The 22,939-nt window shown below is 29.3% G+C and carries 17 protein-coding genes; all 17 read right to left on the minus strand.

The window, feature by feature from the left end; all coding sequences use genetic code 11:
* Nucleotides 1-40: 40 nt before the first annotated feature.
* The 17 genes from HMPREF9629_RS07595 to HMPREF9629_RS07675 all read right to left on the minus strand — a co-directional run bounded on the left by HMPREF9629_RS07595 (nucleotide 41) and on the right by HMPREF9629_RS07675 (nucleotide 22,911).
* Entirely contained in the window at nucleotides 41-817 is a 777-nt protein-coding gene (locus tag HMPREF9629_RS07595; protein WP_242822033.1) for a hypothetical protein, read from the minus strand.
* A 117-nt stretch (nucleotides 818-934) separates the two neighbouring features.
* Nucleotides 935-3,577, minus strand: coding sequence for an alanine--tRNA ligase (gene alaS / locus HMPREF9629_RS07600; RefSeq protein ID WP_009525804.1), 2,643 nt, complete (start codon nucleotides 3,575-3,577; stop codon nucleotides 935-937).
* Nucleotides 3,578-3,972: 395 nt separating this feature from the next.
* A complete protein-coding gene (locus tag HMPREF9629_RS07605; protein ID WP_009525805.1) occupies nucleotides 3,973-5,712 on the minus strand; it encodes a vWA domain-containing protein in 1,740 nt (579 codons plus the stop codon).
* A gap of 1 nt (nucleotide 5,713) precedes the next feature.
* Nucleotides 5,714-6,619 (minus strand): AAA family ATPase, encoded by a 906-nt coding sequence (locus HMPREF9629_RS07610; RefSeq protein ID WP_009525806.1) that lies wholly within the window; start codon nucleotides 6,617-6,619, stop codon nucleotides 5,714-5,716.
* Between the two features lie 79 nt (nucleotides 6,620-6,698).
* Entirely contained in the window at nucleotides 6,699-7,082 is a 384-nt protein-coding gene (locus tag HMPREF9629_RS07615; RefSeq protein ID WP_009525807.1) for a VOC family protein, read from the minus strand.
* Nucleotides 7,083-7,185: 103 nt separating this feature from the next.
* Nucleotides 7,186-7,788 carry an alpha/beta hydrolase gene (locus tag HMPREF9629_RS07620; RefSeq protein WP_009525808.1) on the minus strand — a complete coding sequence of 201 codons (603 nt, stop codon included), beginning with the start codon at nucleotides 7,786-7,788 and terminating at the stop codon, nucleotides 7,186-7,188.
* Between the two features lie 78 nt (nucleotides 7,789-7,866).
* Entirely contained in the window at nucleotides 7,867-9,636 is a 1,770-nt protein-coding gene (locus tag HMPREF9629_RS07625; RefSeq protein WP_009525809.1) for an ABC transporter ATP-binding protein, read from the minus strand.
* 246 nt (nucleotides 9,637-9,882) lie between these two features.
* Nucleotides 9,883-11,799: an ATP-dependent zinc metalloprotease FtsH gene (ftsH, locus tag HMPREF9629_RS07630; protein WP_009525810.1), complete on the minus strand. Its 1,917-nt coding sequence runs from the start codon at nucleotides 11,797-11,799 to the stop codon at nucleotides 9,883-9,885.
* Nucleotides 11,783-13,207, minus strand: coding sequence for a tRNA lysidine(34) synthetase TilS (gene tilS, locus HMPREF9629_RS07635; RefSeq protein WP_009525811.1), 1,425 nt, complete (start codon nucleotides 13,205-13,207; stop codon nucleotides 11,783-11,785). Before tilS ends, ftsH begins: the two co-directional genes overlap by 17 nt.
* Nucleotides 13,208-13,265: 58 nt before the next feature.
* A complete protein-coding gene (locus HMPREF9629_RS07640; RefSeq protein ID WP_009525812.1) occupies nucleotides 13,266-13,694 on the minus strand; it encodes a DUF1934 domain-containing protein in 429 nt (142 codons plus the stop codon).
* A gap of 82 nt (nucleotides 13,695-13,776) precedes the next feature.
* The gene (gene ispE / locus HMPREF9629_RS07645) at nucleotides 13,777-14,646 is read right to left on the minus strand and encodes a 4-(cytidine 5'-diphospho)-2-C-methyl-D-erythritol kinase (protein WP_009525813.1); all 870 of its coding nucleotides are present in this window, start codon (nucleotides 14,644-14,646) and stop codon (nucleotides 13,777-13,779) included.
* Between the two features lie 22 nt (nucleotides 14,647-14,668).
* The gene (locus HMPREF9629_RS07650; protein WP_009525814.1) at nucleotides 14,669-16,384 is read right to left on the minus strand and encodes a DNA translocase FtsK; all 1,716 of its coding nucleotides are present in this window, start codon (nucleotides 16,382-16,384) and stop codon (nucleotides 14,669-14,671) included.
* Complete coding sequence (locus tag HMPREF9629_RS12250) at nucleotides 16,381-17,094, minus strand: hypothetical protein (RefSeq protein WP_009525815.1); 714 nt, start codon at nucleotides 17,092-17,094, stop codon at nucleotides 16,381-16,383. The genes HMPREF9629_RS07650 and HMPREF9629_RS12250 overlap by 4 nt, the downstream gene beginning before the upstream one ends.
* A gap of 89 nt (nucleotides 17,095-17,183) precedes the next feature.
* Nucleotides 17,184-19,256, minus strand: coding sequence for a polyribonucleotide nucleotidyltransferase (locus tag HMPREF9629_RS07660; RefSeq protein ID WP_009525816.1), 2,073 nt, complete (start codon nucleotides 19,254-19,256; stop codon nucleotides 17,184-17,186).
* A gap of 61 nt (nucleotides 19,257-19,317) precedes the next feature.
* Nucleotides 19,318-19,581, minus strand: a complete 264-nt coding sequence (gene rpsO / locus HMPREF9629_RS07665; RefSeq protein ID WP_009525817.1) for a 30S ribosomal protein S15 — start codon at nucleotides 19,579-19,581, stop codon at nucleotides 19,318-19,320.
* Between the two features lie 214 nt (nucleotides 19,582-19,795).
* Nucleotides 19,796-20,893, minus strand: a complete 1,098-nt coding sequence (ychF, locus tag HMPREF9629_RS07670; RefSeq protein WP_009525818.1) for a redox-regulated ATPase YchF — start codon at nucleotides 20,891-20,893, stop codon at nucleotides 19,796-19,798.
* 290 nt (nucleotides 20,894-21,183) lie between these two features.
* The gene (locus HMPREF9629_RS07675) at nucleotides 21,184-22,911 is read right to left on the minus strand and encodes a phospho-sugar mutase (RefSeq protein WP_009525819.1); all 1,728 of its coding nucleotides are present in this window, start codon (nucleotides 22,909-22,911) and stop codon (nucleotides 21,184-21,186) included.
* Between the last annotated feature and the right edge of the window lie 28 nt (nucleotides 22,912-22,939).

Consider the following 22,939-nt stretch of genomic DNA (forward strand, 5'->3'; position numbering starts at 1 on the left):
TATTTTTTCAATTAATATATTTATTCGATAAATACTTTACTTATTTTTTTCTTTTTTTAGTCCTGTACAAAAATACAAATACAAGTATTATTGATAAAAAGCATAAATAACCCACAGGCATAAAATAATCATTTAAACCTGTATTTACAGCTACTGTTAGTAAATATAAAAGTTGTATAACTATGAAAATAGTGTCTCTAAAAAAGTATAATACACCTATGCTTATTGCAACTATAATAATGAGCTGTATGAATGCGAGTATTATAGATATCGTGCTACCAATAACCAAAGACGATTTAAACATAATATTAAACGTCATAAAAAGCATTATTGCATTCCAAGCAAAAAAAACAGAAAACGGATATACAAACACTCGTATTTCATCATTATACATATATCTTTTCATATTTTGAGATTTTATATATAGTATTGCCGTTAAAAGAGTGCCTATAATAATGTATAAAAATGCAAAGCTGTATTTTTTTTGAATTAGAAAATACAAGTGCATTCCCATAAAAATAAATGCCAATATTAAAAAAAAGCTATAATTTTCCACCACTTTTTTCTTAATTCCGTGGCTTGAAGAGTCTATTTGAACTATCACAAATACAGCCATATATAACAGCGATACAAAGTTCAGTATATACAAAAATTTATACGGTGACATAAAATATTTTATATCAGCATAATTTACAAATGATTTATCTCCTGAAAAAAAAGATAATCTTATGTTTATAAATAATAAAACCGCAAAAAACACGGTGTTCAAAATTCTAAGTAATACTCTATCTCTTGAATAATGTTCCAAAGTAATCAAATCCTTTCCATAAGATTATAACATAAAACAGTCAAAAATTTAAACTATTATTTGTAAAAAATAAATAATAGTTTAAATTATCAAAACATTTATTCAATTTTTAAATTTTATAAAAAATTATATATTTTCTATAAATTCTTTTGCTTTTGCAAAAGCTTCAGAGATTTTACTTATATCTTTTCCTCCGGCTTGTGCCATATTAGGCTTTCCGCCACCATTTCCTCCTGTTGTAACGGCTACTTCTTTCACTATTTTCCCTGCGTTGTATTTAGGTATAAGTGCTTTGTCAACCATACATATAAAGGATAATTTACCTGTTTCTGTAATAACATTTGAAAATATCACTATTGTATTTTCAGTTTTGTCAATTATTTCCTGCATTATATCCCTTAGTACATCATCTTGCATATTTTCATATGAATATGTTATGAGCTTAACATCTTTTATTTGCTTGGCATTTTTTATAAGAGTATCAAGAGTATTTTTGGCAGATTCATTTTGTATCTGTTTTAATTTTTTATCTAATGATTTATTTTCTTCCACTACTTCTGTTATTCTTTTTTCTATATTTTCTTTAGATGATTTTATTATATTGGATACCGTATCTATAAGACGTTCTTCGCCAAGCAAATACTCATATACTTTTAATCCTGTTATAGCTTCTATTCTTCTTACTCCTGATGCAACTCCACCTTCTGATGTTATTTTAAACATTCCTATATCATTTGAATTTGTTACATGTGTACCACCACAAAATTCCTTTGAAAAATCCCCGATACTTAAAACTCTTACTATATCGCCATATTTTTCATCAAACAATGACATTGCTCCCGTATTCTTTGCATCTTCTATAGACATAACTTCAGTTTTCACGCTAAGTGCATTATATATTTGCTCATTTACTATTTTTTCTACCATAGATATTTCTTCTTTACTCATACCTGAAAAATGATTAAAGTCAAATCTTAATCTGTCACTTGATACTAATGAACCCGCTTGTTGTATATGATCTCCAAGTACAATTTTTAAAGCCTTGTGTAATAGATGTGTAGCTGTGTGATTTCTTTTTATTGCAAATCTTATATCCTTATCAACTTTTAAAACAGCTTTTTCGTATTTTTTTACTCTTCCCTCTTCTATTATGCAGTGGTGCAAGTACAATCCGTTAGTGGATTTTTTTACATCATTTACAATTATTTTGAAATTTTCTCCTGAAATTTGTCCAATATCTCCCACTTGTCCACCTGATTCTGCATAAAAAGGCGTTCTGTCGAAAATCAATATAACTTCTTGTCCTTGCAATGCTTCATCTACTATCTCTTTTTCAAAAATTATATCTTGTATAGAATTTTCAATTTCAAGACTGTCATATCCTACAAATTCTGTATTTTTTACTGATAAATCCAAACTTGATATTTCATCTTTCCAGCCTATATCAGTGCCTTTTGCTCTTGCATTTCTTGCTCTTTCCCTTTGTTGTTGCATTTGATTTTCAAATTCTTCTTTATCTACTGAGCAATTTTTTTCTTCAGCAATTTCTATTGTAAGCTCCAACGGAAAACCATATGTGTCATATAGTTTGAATGCGTCTTCACCTTTTATTTTTTTGTCATTATTTTTAACTGCATCTTCAATATATGAGTTTAAGATATTTATGCCTGTGTCCAATGTCTCATTGAATTTTTCTTCTTCCATCTTCAGTATTTTATTTATATAATCTTTATTTGTTACAAGATCTTCATATCCGTCTGCATATACATCTATAACTACATTTGCAACATCATTTATAAATTTTTTATCTATGCCTATCAATTTGGCATGTCTTATCGCTCTTCTTGCCAATCTTCTAAGAACATATCCTCTTCCCTCATTTGAAGGCACTATACCGTCACTCACCATAAATGTTATAGCTCTTAAATGGTCTGTTATTATTCTTATAGATATATCTGTTTTTTCATTTTCGTTATATTTTTTACCTGATATTTCACATATCTTTGTTCTTATCTGTTTCATAGTATCTATATCAAATATAGAGTCTACACCTTGCATTATACAAGCCATTCTCTCTAATCCCATACCTGTATCTATGTTAGGATGCTCCAATTTTTTGTAGCTACCGTCAACTTGTTTGTCAAATTGTGTAAATACCAAATTCCAAAACTCTAAAAATCTGTCACAATCACAACCCGGTTTACAATTCGGATCATCACAGCCATATTCTTTTCCTCTATCTATGTAGATTTCAGAACATGGACCGCAAGGACCTTGACCGTTTCCTATTTCCCAGAAATTATCGTCTTTTCCAAGTCTTACTATTCTTTCTTCTGATACGCCCACCTTATTTTTCCATATATCAAATGCTTCATCATCTTCTTCGTATACAGTAACCCAAAGTTTATCTTCATCAAGTTTAAGAATTTTTGTTACAAATTCCCAAGCAAAACTTGTTGCCTCTTTTTTAAAATAATCTCCAAAAGAAAAATTTCCGAGCATCTCAAAAAAAGTAGCATGTCTTGCTGTCCTTCCTACATTTTCTATATCTCCGGTTCTTACACATTTTTGGCAAGTCGCCATTCTTTTTGAAGGAGGTATTTCAATTCCTAAAAAATAGTTTTTTAAAGGAGCCATACCTGCATTTATAAGTAAAAGGCTCTTATCATTTTTAGGCACTAATGAAAAACTGTTTTTTACATAATGTTCTTTGCTCTTAAAAAAATCAAGATATTTTTTTCTTATATCATTCGCTTTCATAAATTCCATTTTAATCAATCCCTTTCTATAAATATGTTATTACTAATATAAATTAATACAAAATTATTTTCAGCATAAAAAAATCCCTAACACTGATAAAGTATTAGGGACGAATTATCGTGGTACCACCCTTGTTCATACAAGAACTTAAAAATCTCATATCTTTTGGATTATAACGTAATCAACGTCAAATTTTATTAGAATTTGAAGATTAAATGAATTAACTTTCATTTTGCAAGTCAGCTTTCGGACATATATTTAAAAACTCGCACCTTACGTTTTCTCTCTGAAAAATATATAAAATCTTACTCTTCTTGCAATATCTTTTTAATATCTTATAGATTATAATATATAAATTATCATATTTCAATATTTTTTTGAGCTTTTTTATAAAAATTTTCATATTATTCGTAAAAATTACTTATATAATCGCTTATAAATCTACCTACTTTGGTTGAAAGCTGTTCTACTGAATTTATATGCAAAAAATCACTGCCGTATATATATCTTATTATGCCTATATCTTCTTCCTGACCGCTGAATATACCACATACCTTTGTGTTTTTCTGCCTTAGTTTTCTTATAACATTTGCTGTATCGTCTATTGCAATATCTCCTTGATATGGTTTTTTAGCTTTTGTTCCTATAGCGTGTAATACTTGTACATCAAACGGTTTTGCGTCTGTGAATATTATCATCATCTTTTTGTAATCACTCATATTATTTGACATCGAACCTATAACATCTATTGCAAGCCCATCTCTGTTTCCACCGCTACAAAAATAATCAAAGCAATTTTCACTTTTCATATCATCATAGTCTTTCAATATTTTTATAACTGTATAATCCATAAAACTGTTGAATGTTTTTATAGAATTTTCTATCTTCAAATCCTCCAATGCCTTTGATATTATATAAGCTTGAACCGATAATTTGCTCTGCTTTTCAAGCAACGAGGCACTTGAATCTATAACTATATCCACGAGAAATTTTATTTCATCTCTTCTTTTTTCTTTCCAAAAAATTTTATAATCATTTATCTTTTCTGCTTTATATATAAGCCTTGCATCTACGTTACCGCTGTATGATTTATTTTTTACATTTTCATTTTGAGCCAAACTTTGCTTTATTATGGATTTCAACTTTTCTATAGACCTATCGTAATACTCTTTCTTGCTCATATATTCATATTTATTTTTATTTTGCTCCTGCTCAATTTGATTTTTTCTATAATCTTCTTTTATAGATGACAAATCTCCTTTTGTAAAAAAAAGTTTATATGCATGATGTATATCTTTACAATACTTTTTTTCCAATATATGCAGTTTATTTATGTCAAACATAGTTTTACCATAGTAGTTTTCCATTTTTTTTAGATTTTCTTCTTCTTTTGATATATCTTCTTTTTCATCTATGGTAGACGAGTCTGTAGAAAAATTTTTCTCAATTATACTTTCATTAGGATTGAATTCTGAAGATGTATATTCTTCGAAAAACTCATATATCTTCTCTTTATTATTTTTTATTGATATAGCTATGGCAGATTTAGTTTTTTCATTTATATTCTGTGAATTTTCAATATTTTGCTTTATGTTGTCTTCCTCAAATTTAAAGTATAAATTAATTATTTTTTTAAATTTTTCTATAAAGTCTATGGTGTTATCTACTGTTTTAAATTCACCTATACTTCTTATTATGTGAATTATATTGTGTGGAAATATCATGATTTTATCTGTATTATTATGCCAATATGCCAATCTCAACATATTATATAGCTTGTCTTTTTTCCCTGTTTCACTCAAAATTTTTATATTGTATTTATAATTTTCATATCTGATATTTTCTATATTTTTTATAAATTCTATATTTTTATTTATACAAGTTTCTTCAATACACATAAAAAATAGTGTAAGTATCTCTTTAGCTTTATTTATTTGCTCTTTAATACTTTTTATAAAATCTGCTATCATCTTATAGTCAAGTATGTTATATACCGAGCCTATTATAGTAGCATTATATATTAATTCATAGGAAAAATAATCTTGCTCTATAAGAGAAAAATCGACTTCATATCCGTATTTATCTGTGATTGTCCACACTATATTTGATATTCTGCCCCTATCATAGTATGAAGATACTTCCATATTAATCACCTGCCAAAGAAATTTTATTCGATAATTTTAATTTTATTAAATCAGATATTATTTGTCTTTCATATTCGTCAAATACTTTATTTGTAATACATATCTGAAGTGCCTTGCTTATATTCATTCCTTTTTTGGCAAGAGATACAGCATCTATAAGCCCTCTTAAATCTACAGCTTTTGATGATATTTGTCCATTTTGTGCTTTTGTCTGTAAATTTTCAAATATTTCTGATAATAATTGTAAGCTGTCTTCATTTATATTCGTAAAAGAACCTTTTAATATTTCAAATATCATATCTTTATTAAGCTTTGGCATTTGTATTACTGCAAACCTTGATATTAATGCTTCATTGAGTTCTTTTGTTCCATAATAGCCATAATTCATTGTAGCTATAAATCTTGTAGGCTCGGATATATCTATTTTTTTATATCCTGATATATCTATTACTCTTCTATAGTCAAGAGCTGAATATAAGACCGATATGGCATCATTTTTAGCCATATTTATCTCATCTAATATACCAAAACCTCCATATATGGAACACTCACTTATTGAACCATTTCTAAAAATTACTTGTGAGTTTTTATAAGTATCTACCCCTATCAAATCATCAGCATCTAAAAAGTTGTGAAAAGATACTGTCCATTTAGGCCTTGCAAAAGCATATGCCAGATTATCTGCAAGTATATTTTTTCCAGTAGCTTTTGTACCTACTAAAAGTATGTTTTGAGAGTTTAAAAGAGCATAAAGGCATTGTTCCCAAATATCTATGCCATAATAAAAACTCTTAGGCTCTTGTATTCTGTTAATAACACTGTCATCTGTTTTATAATATTTTCTAAAATATCTAAGTTCATCTATAATATTGTCACTTATTCCATATTTTTGTAATTTATCAAGCATAATAACCTCTATATTAATATATTTTATATGATTATTTTTATACCTTTTTTATATAAAATCTAACAACAATATAAAAATTTTAAACCGTAATTTCAATCTTATTTTGTTCAACAGCAACTATACAGCTTTCATAATAACCGTCTCCCGTTGTCCTCGGTCCGCTGATAACTTCATATCCGCCTGCTTTCAACTCTTCAGTTATAGCATCTACTTTATCTTTACTTCCCACACTAAAAGCTATATGTGAATATCCGGTATGCTCAAATTCTTTCGACAAATCTAAAACTTCTGGTTTATTCATAATTTCAATACGTGCTCCATCATCAAATGAAAGGAAGTACGATCTGAAACCTGTTTGTAAATTGTGGTAACCGTCATTTGACTTTGCTCCTAAATATTTTATAAAAAATTTTCGAGCATCCTCCAGACTATTTACATATATTGCAATATGTTCAATTCTCATAATTAACTCCCCAAATTTCAATATTGTCTTATTTTTTCCATCTCCAAATTTTTACAATATATATGTTTTGTTTTTAATCATCAACTATAAAAACTTCGATTTATTATATAAATTCCTTGAACCAATTATCTAAGAAAATCATTTGTTCCTTTTTATGAAAAAAATGCTCTCCATTATCCATAATTGTAATATTTGCATTTATCTTATTTGCAAAATTTGTCATTGTTTCCAAAGAAGTCATATTGTCATTCTTTGCGTAAAGAATATTGGTTGGTATATCCCAAGTTATAGGGTTATTTCTAACATAAGAAAGATATTCCCATGATAAGTTTTCTCCAAAGGGTGTTGTGATAGTTTTTTCTTTATATAGTTTTTCCTCTGATATATTTAACCGACTCATAATATTCAAAATTAAATTTTCCATATCTACAATGGGTGAAACAAACATTGCTTTTTTAATAAAGTTTTCGGATAAGGATATTAAAGAAAAATATGCTCCAATGCTATTTGCAATTAATATAACCTCATTATATCTTGAAAAAATATCAGTAAAGTACTTTTGAAATTCAGCTTTAGCTTCCCATGGTAATTTCGATTTATAATCAAAGCCTATAATATCATACTCATAATTAAAAAATTTCTCATAATGATGAGCTTCATCAACGGAGCCGCCTTTACCATGTATATATACAACAGCATTTTTCATTTAATCCTCCTATAACTCTTAATTTTTTAACAATAAATTTTTAATAGTTTCTAAATTGAAAGCTAAATATCAAATACATTATAGATTTACAGCTGTTTCGTCTATATTTTTATTATATAGATTATAGTATACACCTTTTTTATTCATAAGTTCATTATGTGTGCCGCTTTCTTCTATACCGTTTTCAGTAAGCACCAATATTTTTGTAGCATTTTTAATAGTTGACAATCTGTGAGCTATTGTAAATGTAGTTCTTCCGTCAGCTAAAATTTCAAGAGATTTTTGCACTATCGCTTCACTTGTATTATCTAATGCTGAAGTTGCTTCGTCCAATATCAAAATAGGAGGATTTTTCAAAAATACTCTTGCTATACTTATTCTTTGTTTTTGTCCACCTGATAATTTGGTTCCTCTTTCTCCAATATGAGTATCAAATCCATTTTCAAGCTCCATTATAAAATCATACGCACCTGCCATTTTAGCTGCTTTTACTACCTCATCTTTTGATGCATCTTTTTTCCCATATATTATATTTTCATAAACTGTCCCTGAAAATAAATACACATCTTGCTGAACTATTCCTATATTGTTTCTTAGACTTATTTGCTTTATATCTTTTATATTTATTCCGTCAAGAGTTATACTGCCTGAATTTATGTCATAAAATCTTGGTATAAGGTTGGATATAGTTGTTTTTCCAACTCCTGATGAACCTACAAGTGCAACATTTTCGCCATGTTTTATAGAAAAACTTACATTATCAAGGACATTTACATCACTAAGCGGATATGAAAAGCTTACATTATCAAACTTTATATCACCTTTTACATCTGTAAGCTCTATGGCATTTTCACTATCTTTAATGTCATTTTCAACATCCATTATTTCTATAAATCTTTCTATACCTGTCATTCCTCTTTGGAATTGCTCCATAAATTCTACTATTCTTTTAACAGTGGCAAGCAACATATTTATATACAATGTGTATAAAAACATATCTCCGGCTTTTATCTGACCTGATTTCATAAGATATGAACCGTAAACTATTACTATAAGATACATTATACCGTCAAATATTCTAGATACTGCATGAAAACCTGTTAAACTCTTGTAAAACTTCTTTTTAATCCCTAAAAATTTAAGATTTTCTTTATGAAATTTTTCTATTTCAAGCTCCTCATTTGCAAAAGATTTTACCACTTTTGCACCTAATATGTTGTTTTCTATTCCGGAATTGAGTTCACCTATTTGATTTCTTTGGCTTTTTTGAGATGTTCTCATTGCTAAGTTATATCTTGATATTGACATAACCATTATAGGGATTGTAATAAAAATAGCCAAAGTAAGCGGAACATTAATATTTATAAGTATCAAGAATGAAATTATAAGTTTAACACCGCCTATTAAAAACTCTTCAGGGCAATGGTGGGCAAACTCTGTAACTTCAAATAAATCTGTGGTTATTCTTGACAATATCTGACCTGATTTATTAGTATTATAATACGAATATGGCAATTGTTGTAATTTTGAAAACACATCATATCTCATATCTGTTTCTATCTTAGCCCCCATAACATGACCTATATATTGCATATAGTAATTAGCCATAGTATCAAGTATTCTAAGAACAGCAAATAATCCGCCAAGCATAAGTATTAACTCTATTGTAAGATTATTTATATCTTCTCTTGCTGTATTAGTCAAAAATCTCAAAATTATCGGCAATATCAAATCACACATTGTTGAAAACATTGCACATATTAAGTCTATAAGAAGTGTTCCATAGTATTTTTTATAATATGGTTTGAACCTCTTAAACAAATAAAATACACTGTAATTTTCTTTCATTTATTCTCCTTCCTACAAAAAAATATTATTTATACTGAACATTGATTAAAAGTATATTATAATATATTTAAAAAATTATACTTTTACAAACTAAAAATATATAAAACTCAGAAATATTATCATTTGCAATAGTATTTTAGTATTACATATTGTAAACTTTGCATAAATATATAAAAATAGAACCTATATAATAGATTCTATTTTTATATATTACAAATATTTTAAATATCATATGGACTGACTTTCTTATAAAGACTTTTCTAAATCTATTTTTCGGTTTTCATTTGAAGCAATATCTAAAGAATCGTTAGAGTTTATTTTAGAATTGGTATTTTCATCTTCTTCAAGATTAAGTGTACCGTTATAAGCTGATTCAAATTGGTCTTTATCTAAAGTTTCATATTTCATCAATGCTTTTGCCACATTGTGAAGTTTATCAATATTTTCAATTAAAATCTGTTTAGCTCTGTCATAAGCGACTTGAACTATTTTTTCAACTTCTTTATCTATCTGTGATGCAACTTCTTCTGAATAATTTCTTCTTGTTGTAAAATCTCTTCCCAAAAATACTTCATCTGAAGAATCTCCAAATGACATTGACGGTAAATTTTCGCTGAAAGCATATTTTGTAACCATAGCCCTTGCTATCTGTGATACTCTTTGCAAGTCATTTTGTGCACCTGTAGATACATCTTCCAATATGATTTCTTCCGCTACTCTTCCACCGAGTAAATCTACAAGTTCATTTTTCATTTTTGATTTTGTCATATAATTTACATCATCTTCAGGTAAAGTCATTGTAAATCCTCCTGCTCTACCTCTTGGTATGATGGTTACATGATGTACAGGGTCAAAATCCGGTAATAATCTTGCTATAACTGCGTGACCAGCCTCATGATAAGATACTAATTTTTTTTCTTTATCACTTATTATTCTTGATTTTTTAGGTATTCCCGCAATTACTTTTGTTATTGCCTCTTCTATCGTTTCCATATTTATTTTTTTACCGTTTACTCTTGCTGTCAATATTGCAGCTTCATTCATAAGATTTTCTATATCTGCCGGTGTAAAACCCGGTGTTCTTTTAGCAAGTGTTTTTAAATTTACATCTTGAGCAAGCGGTTTATTCTTTGAATGGACTTTTAATATTTCTTCTCTTCCTTTTATATCAGGTGCTCCAACCATTACTTGTCTGTCAAATCTTCCCGGTCTTAACAATGCCGGGTCTAATATGTCTGGTCTATTTGTCGCCGCCATAACTATAACGCCTTGATTTTCTCCAAAGCCGTCCATTTCTACCAATAATTGATTAAGTGTCTGCTCTCTTTCATCATGTCCGCCACCTAAGCCTGCACCTCTTTTTCTACCTACTGCATCAATTTCATCAATAAACACGATACATGGAGCATCTCTTTTGGCTTGTTCAAATAAATCTCTAACTCTTGATGCCCCTACTCCGACAAACATCTCAACAAAGTCTGAACCGCTTATTGAAAAAAACGGTACTTTCGCTTCTCCTGCAACTGCTTTTGATAAATATGTCTTACCTGTTCCCGGAGGTCCTATCATCAATATACCTCTTGGTATTCTTGCTCCTAATTCTATATATTTTTTTGGATTTTTTAAAAAATCTACTACTTCTTGCAATTCTTCTTTTTCTTCATCAAGTCCGGCAACATTCTCAAATCTGACTTTATTTTCAGACACTTGTGTCTTTGCTTTAGCTTTTCCGAAGGTATTAAATTTAGCACCGCCATTTCCACGTGGCTGTTGCATCATTATGAAAAGTACTCCTGTTAAAGCTATAACCAGTATTATACTTGGAAGAAAACTCAAAAACCAAGGAGTCTGTGCTTCCGGAGTACCAGTTACAACGAGATGGTTTTCAGTTATATTTTTGATTAATTCATTAGAAAACGCATCTGTATCTATTGCATACGGCAAATATGATTCAAATTCTTCGCCTCTTATAGTTTGTCCTTTTATCTTCCTATCTGTAAATGTTATAGACTTTAATTGTCCCTTTTCTAAATTGCTATACACTTCTGAAAACGGTATTGTTGAACTTGCCTGTGTAGTTTCAAAATTTACAAGTCTAAGACCAAAAGCTACAACAAGTATAACAACTATAAAGAATATACTTTCTTTAAATAAATTTTTCAATTATGTCCCTCCTGTTAACATCATACTTTAACTGTATTCTAACTACTTTGTCAGTACTTTCATCTATTTTATAATCTTCTGCAATTCTATATCCGAATAGCCACAAAATTCCGTTATCATCACTAAAAATAGGATACATATACCTTTCTTCTACAGGTATTTTCTTATCAATCAATATATCTTTTATCTTTTTTGTGCCTTTCAATCCTATCGCATTTATTTTATCCCCATTTTCTCTATTCCTTATCACCAAGTCGCCTTGTATCTTTGAATAATCAAATGCTTTTGCATATTTAGTAGTCGGATATCTTAAACATTCTTGCTTTGATATAATATTTGAAATAACTGTTAAATTTAACTCATCTACTCTTGTATACCCATTTAGATTTATTTTGTAACTGTATTTTTTTTCCTCAATTACTTTTTCTTTTAAGGTAAATGTCAATTTACCATAATTTACATATACTTTTAACCCTCTTGGAAGATTTAGCATTTTCCCGTTATCTTTATCCATAAGCTCTATAATATCATTTATATGAACTGTTTCTATATTGTCTAAATCTTTCAATATCGATATTATTGCCATTCTGACTATTCTTCTTTTTATTGACTTATCAATATTTTTTAAAAGCTCTATATCCAATACTGTTTCATTGTCATCTTGATATGATTTTATAAGCTCATAGTTTTCTTTAGCAACATTTTCTATAAAATTATAATCTTCCCTTATTATATTTGCAGTTCTTGAAAGTATTTGTTTAATATTCGAGGAATAATTTTTTTCCAGATACGGTATGAGATTTAATCTTATTTTATTTCTTGTATATTCATCTTCAAAGTTGGTTTTATCTATTCTCGGGTTTAGATAATTTTCTTCACAGTATTGCAATATATCATATTTGTATATGTCCAACAAAGGTCTTATTATACCGTCATCTCTTATGTAGTCCATACCTCTTAATCCTTGCATTCCTGAGCCTCTTAGTAATTTCATAAGTACTGTTTCGGCTTGATCATCAAGATTATGTGCAACTGCAATCTTATCTATTCCTAATTTTTGTTTTATATCAAATAACATTGTATAGCGCACTTGTCTTGCCATATCTTCTATAGATTTACCTTTTTCTTTAGCAAGAGCAGGTACATCTTCACTTTTCAGAAAAAATATAACTCCGTCTTTTTCGCATACTTCACTACAATATAACGCATCTTTTTGCGCATCTACACCACGAATTCTATGATTTAAATGCGCCGCATATATTGTAAGATTATATTCTTCTCTCAATTTTACAAGTATGTCTAAAAGACATATCGAATCAGGTCCACCGGAAAGTGCAACCAATATTTTGTCTCCGTTTTTTACCAAATTTTCTCTTTCTATTGTTTCTTTAACTGAATATATTAGCATATTAAATCCCCTAAATCTATATATGTTCAAAAGCTTCATCCATTAATCAAACAATAAACTATTTTATATTTTTGACAGTTATATCAAGTATATTTAATCCATTAAATAAATCTTTAATATTTATATCATATTCTATATTTATTTTATACAGTAAATCATCAGTATATTTTTCTATATTCAATTTTTTTGTAAAAATTTCAAGTTCAAAGCTTCCATAATCTGTATTATATAAAGTTTTTGAGCTGATTCCCTCTTTAAAATACATAGTTCCGCAGTTTTTTCCATATCTAAGCATAGTTACAGAATCTTTTTCTATTTTCAAAACTGTTGTATTTCCATTTAAGCCTGTTATTTCACTTTCTTCATATTTTATTAAATCTATATTTTTAACAGACTTTATACTGCCTAATGACTCAAAATCTATATTATCTTTCTTGTTTGAAGTCAGATCAATTTGTAATGTATTAATCTTTACAGTTACATTCATAGCCATTTCCTTATCATATCAATTAAATATTATACCACAGTGATTAGAGTTAGTCTATTACATATAAGAATATACTTATTCTTTAACTGCAACTTACTATTTCAATGCCTGATTTTGTAGTATTTGACAAAAATATATTTTTATATTCATTTTTCAAATAATCATATGCTCTTTGTCTTGTTTTTTCTTCATCAAATATTGCATATACCGTTGTTCCGCTTCCGCTCATCATAGTAAAACTTGCACCTATTTTATAAAAATCCGATTTTATTTTTTCTATTACAGAAAATTTATCAGATATTACAGGTTCAAAATCATTATAGAAGTTTTTTCTTATTAAATCTAAATCTATATTTTTTATTCCTTTTAGAAACTCAGCACTCCGCTTTATCTTTTCACTGTTGTCATAGAGCATAAATGCTTGATTTGTAGGCATATTATCATCAGGTTTTATTATTATAAATAAAAAATTGTCTGATTTTACATCATTTATTTTTTCTCCTATCCCCGCAACATACTTAGTGCCTCCAAATAAGCAAAAAGGTACATCTGCACCAACTTTTACGGCAATATCTATTTTCTGATCATCACTTAGGCTTAAATTATATATATGATCAAGTCCTATTATTACAGCAGCAGCGTCACTGCTTCCCCCACCTAAACCTGCTTGCATCGGAATTTTTTTATTTATTTCTATGTCAACGTCTATTTTTGATATTTTGTCATTTATAATCTTAGCTGTCTTATACATTATATTTTCTTTAAATTCTATATCTGTTGTTTCATCTATTATTTTTATGCCTTGATTATCATTTTTTGTTATTTTTATATCATCATACAATGATATGCTTTGATTTATCATAGTCATATCATGATAACCGAAGTTTGTTATTCCGTTTATTTTCAAAAAAAGGTTTAACTTTGCATTCGCTCTTAGACTTATATTTTGCATATTAATCACCAAAAATCTAAACTTAATTATTTAAAACTTTTCTCGGTTTTGAGCCGTCACTCTTACCTACTATTCCGTTTTTCTCCATATCATCCACTATTCTTGATGCCCTATTGTAACCTATCCTAAATTGTCTTTGCACCAATGATACAGATATTTCTCCATTACTGATTGCAAACTCTACGACTTTATCATATAAATCGTCATCAGATTTACCTTTTTTATCAGTTTCAAGTACAATATCATCTATCTGTTTCGATACTTCTTCCTGTTTTTCTTGTAAACCTTCTACAGGATTATTTATTTCTATAAATTCCGTTATTTTTTCTACTTCTTCTTCTGTCAAAAAAGCTCCTTGTATCCTTATAGGTTTATTCATACCGATTGGAGAATATAGCATATCTCCTTTACCGAGCAATTTTTCAGCACCGCCGGAATCCAATATTGTTCTTGAATCTGTCTGTGATGATACTGCAAATGCTATTCTTGAAGGTATATTTGCTTTTATAAGACCGGTTATTACATCTACTGACGGTCTTTGTGTTGCAACTATCAAATGTATACCGCAAGCTCTGGCTTTTTGTGCCAATCTGCATATAGCTTCTTCTATTTCCTTTGGAGCTACCATCATCAAATCTGCAAGCTCGTCAATTATTATAACAATTCTTGGCATTTTTTCTGTTGATTTTTGATTGTAACTGTTGATATCTTTCGATTTATGTTCTGCAAACAAGGCATATCTTTTTTCCATTTCATTCACTGCCCAAGCTAATGCCTGAGGTGTTTTCTTCATATCTGTTACAACCGGTATTATAAGATGTGGAAGTTTATTATATATAGACAATTCTACAACTTTCGGATCCACAAGTATAAGCTTGACTTCTTCAGGTGAATAATTATAAATAATGCTACATATTATTGTATTTATACAAACAGACTTTCCTGACCCTGTAGAACCTGCAATAAGTGCATGAGGCATTTTTGTTATATCCGATAATATAACCTCACCGGATATATCTTTTCCCATTGCAAAAACTATATTATAACTGTCTTTTTTATCTATACATGTCTTAATTACTTCTTTAAAACTGACTGTCTGTGATATTTCGTTAGGAACCTCAACTCCTATAAATGATTTCCCCGGAATTGGCGCTTCTATTCTTATAGCTTTTGCTGCAAGAGCAAGTGCCAAATCTTCTGTAAGATTTGTTATCTTACTCACTTTAGTTCCTACTTTAGGTTTTAACTCATATCTTGTGATTGTCGGACCTACAGCTATGTTTTCTACCTTAGCTTCTACTCCAAAGCTTGCAAGAGTTTGAGTAAGTGCTTGTGCATTTCTTAATTTTTCTGTTTTATCTTGAATAACAACTTTTTTATATTCATTCAATAATTCTATAAGAGGCTTTTTATATATTTTTTTCTTAGGGCTTTCCAATTTTAAACCTTGTGATAGATTTATATCATCTTCATCTTTTTGATTATCATTTTCTATTATTGTTTCTATTTTTTCTGTTTCATTTTTATCAAATTTTATACTGTCTAAATTGCTGATTTTTTTGCCAATCACATTGTTTTCATATGATACATCATTTTTAGATATATTTAGTTCTTCAGTTTTTATTGCTTCATTTTTTTCTTCATAATCTTCTATGCAATCATCTTTTATATTTTCATCCTGTACATCATTTACACCTGTTATTTTTACATCGTTTGAAATATTATCGTCATATCTCAACAATGTTTTTTTCGTTTTTTCTGAAATATCATCATAGCCAGGTGCATCATTAAAATAATTGGCAACAATGTCATTAATTTTATTTTTTCTTTTTTATATTCTTGTCGTTTTTCTCTTTTAGACTTTACCTCTTGAGTTTTATTATATATATTATGCTTAGTTAAATCTACAATGCTGATTAATTTTTTTCTTTGATATTTAATTACAAGATATAAGAAGGAAAAAAATACAAAAAGCATTATACCTGTTTTTCCTATGAGCTTATAGAAAAAAAATGATGATATATAGCAAATTATACCAAGACCTTTATATACTTGTGCATCTGATACTATATTTTTTAAACTTTCAAAAGAAATACTGCTGTTTTCTTGCAGTTGTGATAAATTAAAAGCTGTATATATTAACATCAGCATAAGCATAAATATTGTCATATCTATTTTGTTCAAATTTTTGAAACTATATGTATTATAAAATATAAGTTTATACACTCCTAAAACAATCACTGTAATGGATATAAAATAAAAGAATTTTGAAAATAATACTAATATTACAAATTTGACAAATCCTCCGATAAAACCGATATTTGGCATAGACACTATTATAGTTAATATCAAAGCTGTACTTATCATTATTAAAGCCCAAAAATTTTCATTAAGCTTAGATTTCTTTTTTATATTTTTCTTTGAAGTTTTCTTTGTTTTTTTTGCCATATTCTATCCTTAAATAATACAAGTCTTTCCTTATTAATAAAAGAAAGACTTGTCATAAATCATTTTAAATATTCAATAAATTCCATAGACTATAACAATACTTTTCTTGAAAGGTTCAATCTGCCCTGTCCGTCAATTTCTGTTAATTTCACTTCTACAACATCGCCCTCTTTGAACATATCTTCTACTTTTTCCAATCTTTTTTTATCCATTTGTGATATGTGAAGTAATCCTTCTTTTCCAGGAAGTATCTCCACAAAAGCACCAAACGTCATTATTTTTGTAATTTTACCTTTATATATAGCGCCTACCTCAGGCTCTGCTACTATGCCTTCTATTATAGATTTTGCTTTTAGGCACATTTCTTCATTGTTGGATAGTATTGATATTTTACCGTCATTGTCTATATCGATTTTCACGCCTGTTTCATCTATTATCTTGTTTATTATCTTTCCACCGCTACCTATTACATCTCTTATCTTATCAGGGTTTATCATCATATTAATTATCATAGGTGCATATGGTGATAAATGCTCTCTCGGTTCTTTTATTACTTTTTGCATTTCTCCAAGTATATGAAATCTGCCTTCTCTTGCTTGTGATAATGCACGTCTTAATATATCTTCATCTATACCGGAAATTTTTATATCCATTTGTATAGCTGTGATACCTTTTTTTGTGCCGGCAACTTTAAAGTCCATATCCCCCAAAAAGTCTTCCATACCTTGTATATCTGATAATATAACTACATCTTCCTCATCTTTTATAAGCCCCATAGCTATACCAGCAACCATATCTTTCATAGGTACACCGGCATCAAGAAGTGAAAGTGTACTTCCACAAACACTTGCTTGTGATGTTGAACCGTTTGATGACATTACCTCAGATACAACTCTTATTGCATACGGAAACTCTTCTTCAGAAGGAAGTAGAGGCTCTATAGCTCTTTGTGCAAGGGCTCCATGACCTATTTCACGTCTTCCAGGTCCTCTTGAAGCTCTTGCCTCTCCTACTGAAAAAGCCGGGAAATTGTAATGATGCATATATCTTCTTTCAGTTTCTTCATCCAAGCCGTCAATTACTTGTACCTCAGACAATCCTGCAAGTGTAGTTATTGACATTACTTGTGTTTGACCTCTTGTAAATACTGCACTTCCGTGAGTTCTTGGTAATACACCGACTTCACACCATATAGGTCTTATCTCGTTTTGCAATCTGTTGTCAGGTCTTACCTTGTCTTTTACTATCATATTTCTTACTTCTTTTTTAGTTATATTGTATATAACTTCATCAACATCTTTCAAGTTATCAGGAAAAATCTCCGCAAAATGCTCCATAGCATCTTGTTTTACTTTTTCCATATTATCTTGACGTTCTTGTTTATCAACAGTTTTTATTGCATCTTTCATTTTGTTGCTTGAATATTCTTCAACTGCTTTTTCTACTTCTTCGTCAGGTTTAAATACATAATAATCATCTTTAGGTTTACCGACTTCATCAGCTATTTTTTGCACAAAATCGCATATTTTTTTGATTTCTTCATGTGCAAAAAGTATAGCATTCAACATAACATCTTCACTGACTTCATTGGAGCCTGCTTCCACCATCATTATAGCATCTTTAGTTCCTGAAACCACAAGATACATTTCTGATTTTTCTCTTTGTTCCAAGTTAGGATTTATTATAAATTGATCATCTATCAACCCTATAGATACTGAACCTGTTGGACCGTTAAACGGTATAGATGAAACGCTTAGAGCTATTGATGAGCCTATCATAGCTATTGTGTCAGGATTTGCATCTTTATCCATAGATAAAACTGTAGCCACTACTTGTACATCATTTCTATAACCCTTTGGAAATAAAGGTCTTATAGGTCTATCTATAAGTCTTGAAGTAAGTATGGCTTTTTCAGACGGTCTGCCTTCTCTTTTTACAAAACCGCCCGGAATTTTTCCGGCTGAGTATAATCTCTCCTCAAAATCAACGCTTAACGGGAAAAAATCTATTCCATCTCTTGGAACATCAGAATTAGTTGCAGTTACCAATATAACTGTATCTGCATATCTTATTATACAAGAGCCGTTAGCCATTTGAGCTATCTTGCCGATTTCAACGCTAAGCGTTCTGCCTCCAAGCTCCATTTCAAATTTATTACACATATTGAATATTCCTCCATATTTTGTAAAAAAAGAGCAGGACTATCCTGCTCTTTTATACAGATTACTTTCTTAGTCCAAGACTCTTTATCAATGTATTATATCTATCAAGACTTTTCTCTTTAAGATATCTAAGTAGCGATCTTCTGTGTCCTACCATTTTCAAAAGTCCTCTACGAGAGTGATGGTCTTTTTTGTGAAATTGTAGATGCTCATTTAACTCATTTATTCTTTGAGTAAGTAGAGCAATTTGAACTTCTGGAGAACCTGTATCTCCTTCTTTAATTGCATACTTAGTTATGATTTCTTGTTTTAATTCCTTAGTCATTATTACACCTCCATAAATTTTTAAATATGTCTATGCCAAGTGAAAAGTCGGTGTCTCTACCCACATAGCATAAACTTAACTATTGAATTTTAGCATATTTTTTATATAAAGTAAATATATTTTTAGATTTTTAGCAATTTTTTATTCGAATAATATTATATTTTAAAAATAAGTATATATTTTTACAAAAACTTATTCAAAATAATAATTTAAATTATACATTAAATCTAAACAATATAACATCTCCGTCTTTTACTATATATTCTTTTCCTTCTGAACGGATAAGTCCCTTATCTCTTGCAACCGCCATATTACCGCCTATTTCTACAAGCTCGTCATAACCTATTGTTTCTGCTCTTATAAATCCTCTTTGTATATCAGAGTGTATTTTGCCGGCCGCTTCCGGTGCTTTTGTACCGTTTACTATTGTCCAGGCTCTTGTTTCATCTTCTCCTGTAGTCAAAAAACTTATTAGACCAAGCAATGAATAACTTGCTTTTACCAATTTTTCAAGACCTGATGAGTCCATTCCCATATCGTTTAAAAATTCTTTTTTCTCATCTTCTGAAAGTTGAGATAATTCTTCTTCTATTTTAGCGCTTATAACCACAACTTCTGAATTTTCTTCTTTTGCAAACTCTCTTATTTTTGCTACATATTCATTACCTTCTCCATTTAATGATACCTCATCTTCTGATACGTTTGCAACATATATTATAGATTTATTTGTAAGTAAATTGAAATCCTTCATTATTTCCAATTCTTTTTCTGAGAAATCTATTGTTCTTGCTGATTTACCGTCTTCCAATACAGCCATTATTTTGTTTATAAGTTCTACTTCAGATGCAATTTTCTTATCGCCTTTCAATGCTTTTTGAGCTTTTGCAAGTCTTCTTTGCAATATTTCTATATCTGAAAATATCAATTCTAAATTAATCGTTTCTATATCACGAAGAGGATTGACATTTCCGTCTACATGCACTACATTGCTATCGTCAAATGCCCTTACAACATGAACAATTGCCTCAACTTCTCTTATATGAGACAAAAATTTATTACCTAAACCTTCTCCTTTGCTTGCGCCTTTTACAAGACCGGCAATATCAACAAATTCTATTGAAGTGTGAACAGTTTTTTTTGAGTGATTTATCTCAGATAATTTATCAACTCTATAATCAGGTACTGCAACTACACCGACATTCGGTTCAATTGTACAAAAAGGATAGTTTGCAGATTCAGCACCTGCCTTTGTAATGGCATTAAACAGTGTACTTTTTCCTACATTCGGAAGTCCTACGATTCCAAGTTTCATATATGTATTCTCCTTTATTTTAAGGTATAATTTATATTTTTAAATACTGCCAAATAAAACTCTTTCATAATCAATTATATATGATTGTATTCTTATATTTACAAACATAGAAAATTAAAAATATGATTAAGCAGATATAGATTATATCAGATGAATTTGTTTTTTTCAATATATTACAAGTATATATTTACAATTAAGCAAAATAGTAAAAAGACTTTTAAACCAATATAAAAAATATTAGTAAAAAAGTCTTTTTGTTTATAATTAATACTTGTATTAATTTATTTATTTTATTCTATTGTATAAAGCACATCTAATACGGTCTTTTCTATTTCTTTTAAAAGATTTTTTGATTCTTGCATAGTTTTTGCTTTTGTATAGATATACAGTTTTATCTTAGGTTCTGTTCCTGACGGTCTTAATGTATACCAACAGCCGTCATCATATAAAAATCTTATTGCGTTTGTCTTCTCTATATCTATCTTTTCTGTTTTATTGCTCATCAAATCTATCTTTTCTTGTTTTTCATAATCTGTTATTTCTGCAACTGACGCATTTCCTATTTGTTTTGGATATATATTTCTTATTTCCTTCATCATTCTTGATATTCTTTGTTGACCTTCTAAGCCTTCCAATACTACGGATATTGTATTTTCGCTATAATATCCGTACTGTTCAAACAACTCATTTAACACATCTATAAGTGTCTTTCCTTGTTTTTTATAATATCCGGCCATTTCTGCAAGTAACAAAGCTGATGATACCGCATCTTTATCTCTAACAAATACTCCAGGGTTATAACCTATACTTTCTTCATATCCGAATACATAAGTTTTTTCGCCTGTCTTATCCCAATCATTAGGTAATGCACATATATTTTTGAATCCTGTAAGCACACTTATCATTTCTACACCGAATGATTTAGCAATGGCTGTTCCCATATCTCCTGTAACTATTGATTTAATTATTGCAGGATTTTTAGGTATTAAATTTTTATCTTTTAGTGAGTTTAATATATAATTTATAAGTAAAACTCCTGTTTGATTACCGTTTAAAGATATGATTTCTCCTTTATGAACGACTTCAACCGCAAGTCTGTCTGAATCAGGATCTGTCGCAATCAATATATCTGCATTTTTTTCTTTTGCAAGTTTTTCACTATATTCAAAAGCTTTTGTATCCTCAGGATTAGGATATTTTATAGTAGGAAATGTTCCGTCAGGATTTTCTTGTTCTTTTACTACATATACATTTTTAAATCCTTTTCTATCCAGCACTGTACGAACAGCTATATTTCCTGCTCCATTAAGCGGTGTATATACTATTTTTACATCTTTATTGACTTCACTGTCATCTCTCATAGATAGTGAAAGAACTTTTTCATAATAAGCCTCGTCCACTTCTTTGTTTATATAGACAAGTAATCCTTTGTCAAGAGCCTCTTTTTCAGATATTACACTTGGTAAATCAAATATATCCATTTTATTTATTTCTGCAAGCACTTTGTCGGCTATATCATCTTTTATTTGAGAGCCTTCTTGCCAATACACTTTATAACCGTTATATTCTTTCGGATTATGACTTGCAGTTATATTTATTCCTGATGCACAGCCGTAATATCTCACTGCAAATGAAAGCTCCGGAGTAGGTCTTAAAGAATCAAATAAATATGCTTTTATTCCATAGCTTGCCATTATTAATGCTGACATTTTTGAAAATTCGTCTGAGCATATTCTGCAATCATATGCTATAGCTATACCTTTTTTCTTAAAATCTTCTCCATATGATGAGATTACTTTTGCCAGTGCATTAGTTGCTCTTGCAACAACATAGGAGTTCATTCTGTTAGTACCTGCACCCAATTTTCCTCTTAATCCGGCTGTACCGAATGACAATTCTTGATAAAATCTATCTTGTATTTCTTCTTTGTTGTCTTTTATAGACTCTAACTCTTTTCTGCTTTCTTCATCTAATTTTTCATTACCAAGCCATCTTTCATACTCTTTCATATAATCCATAACATTACCTCCGATTATTTTATATTTT

The organism is Peptoanaerobacter stomatis (assembly GCF_000238115.1).
Classification (GTDB): Bacteria; Bacillota; Clostridia; order Peptostreptococcales; family Filifactoraceae; genus Peptoanaerobacter; species Peptoanaerobacter stomatis.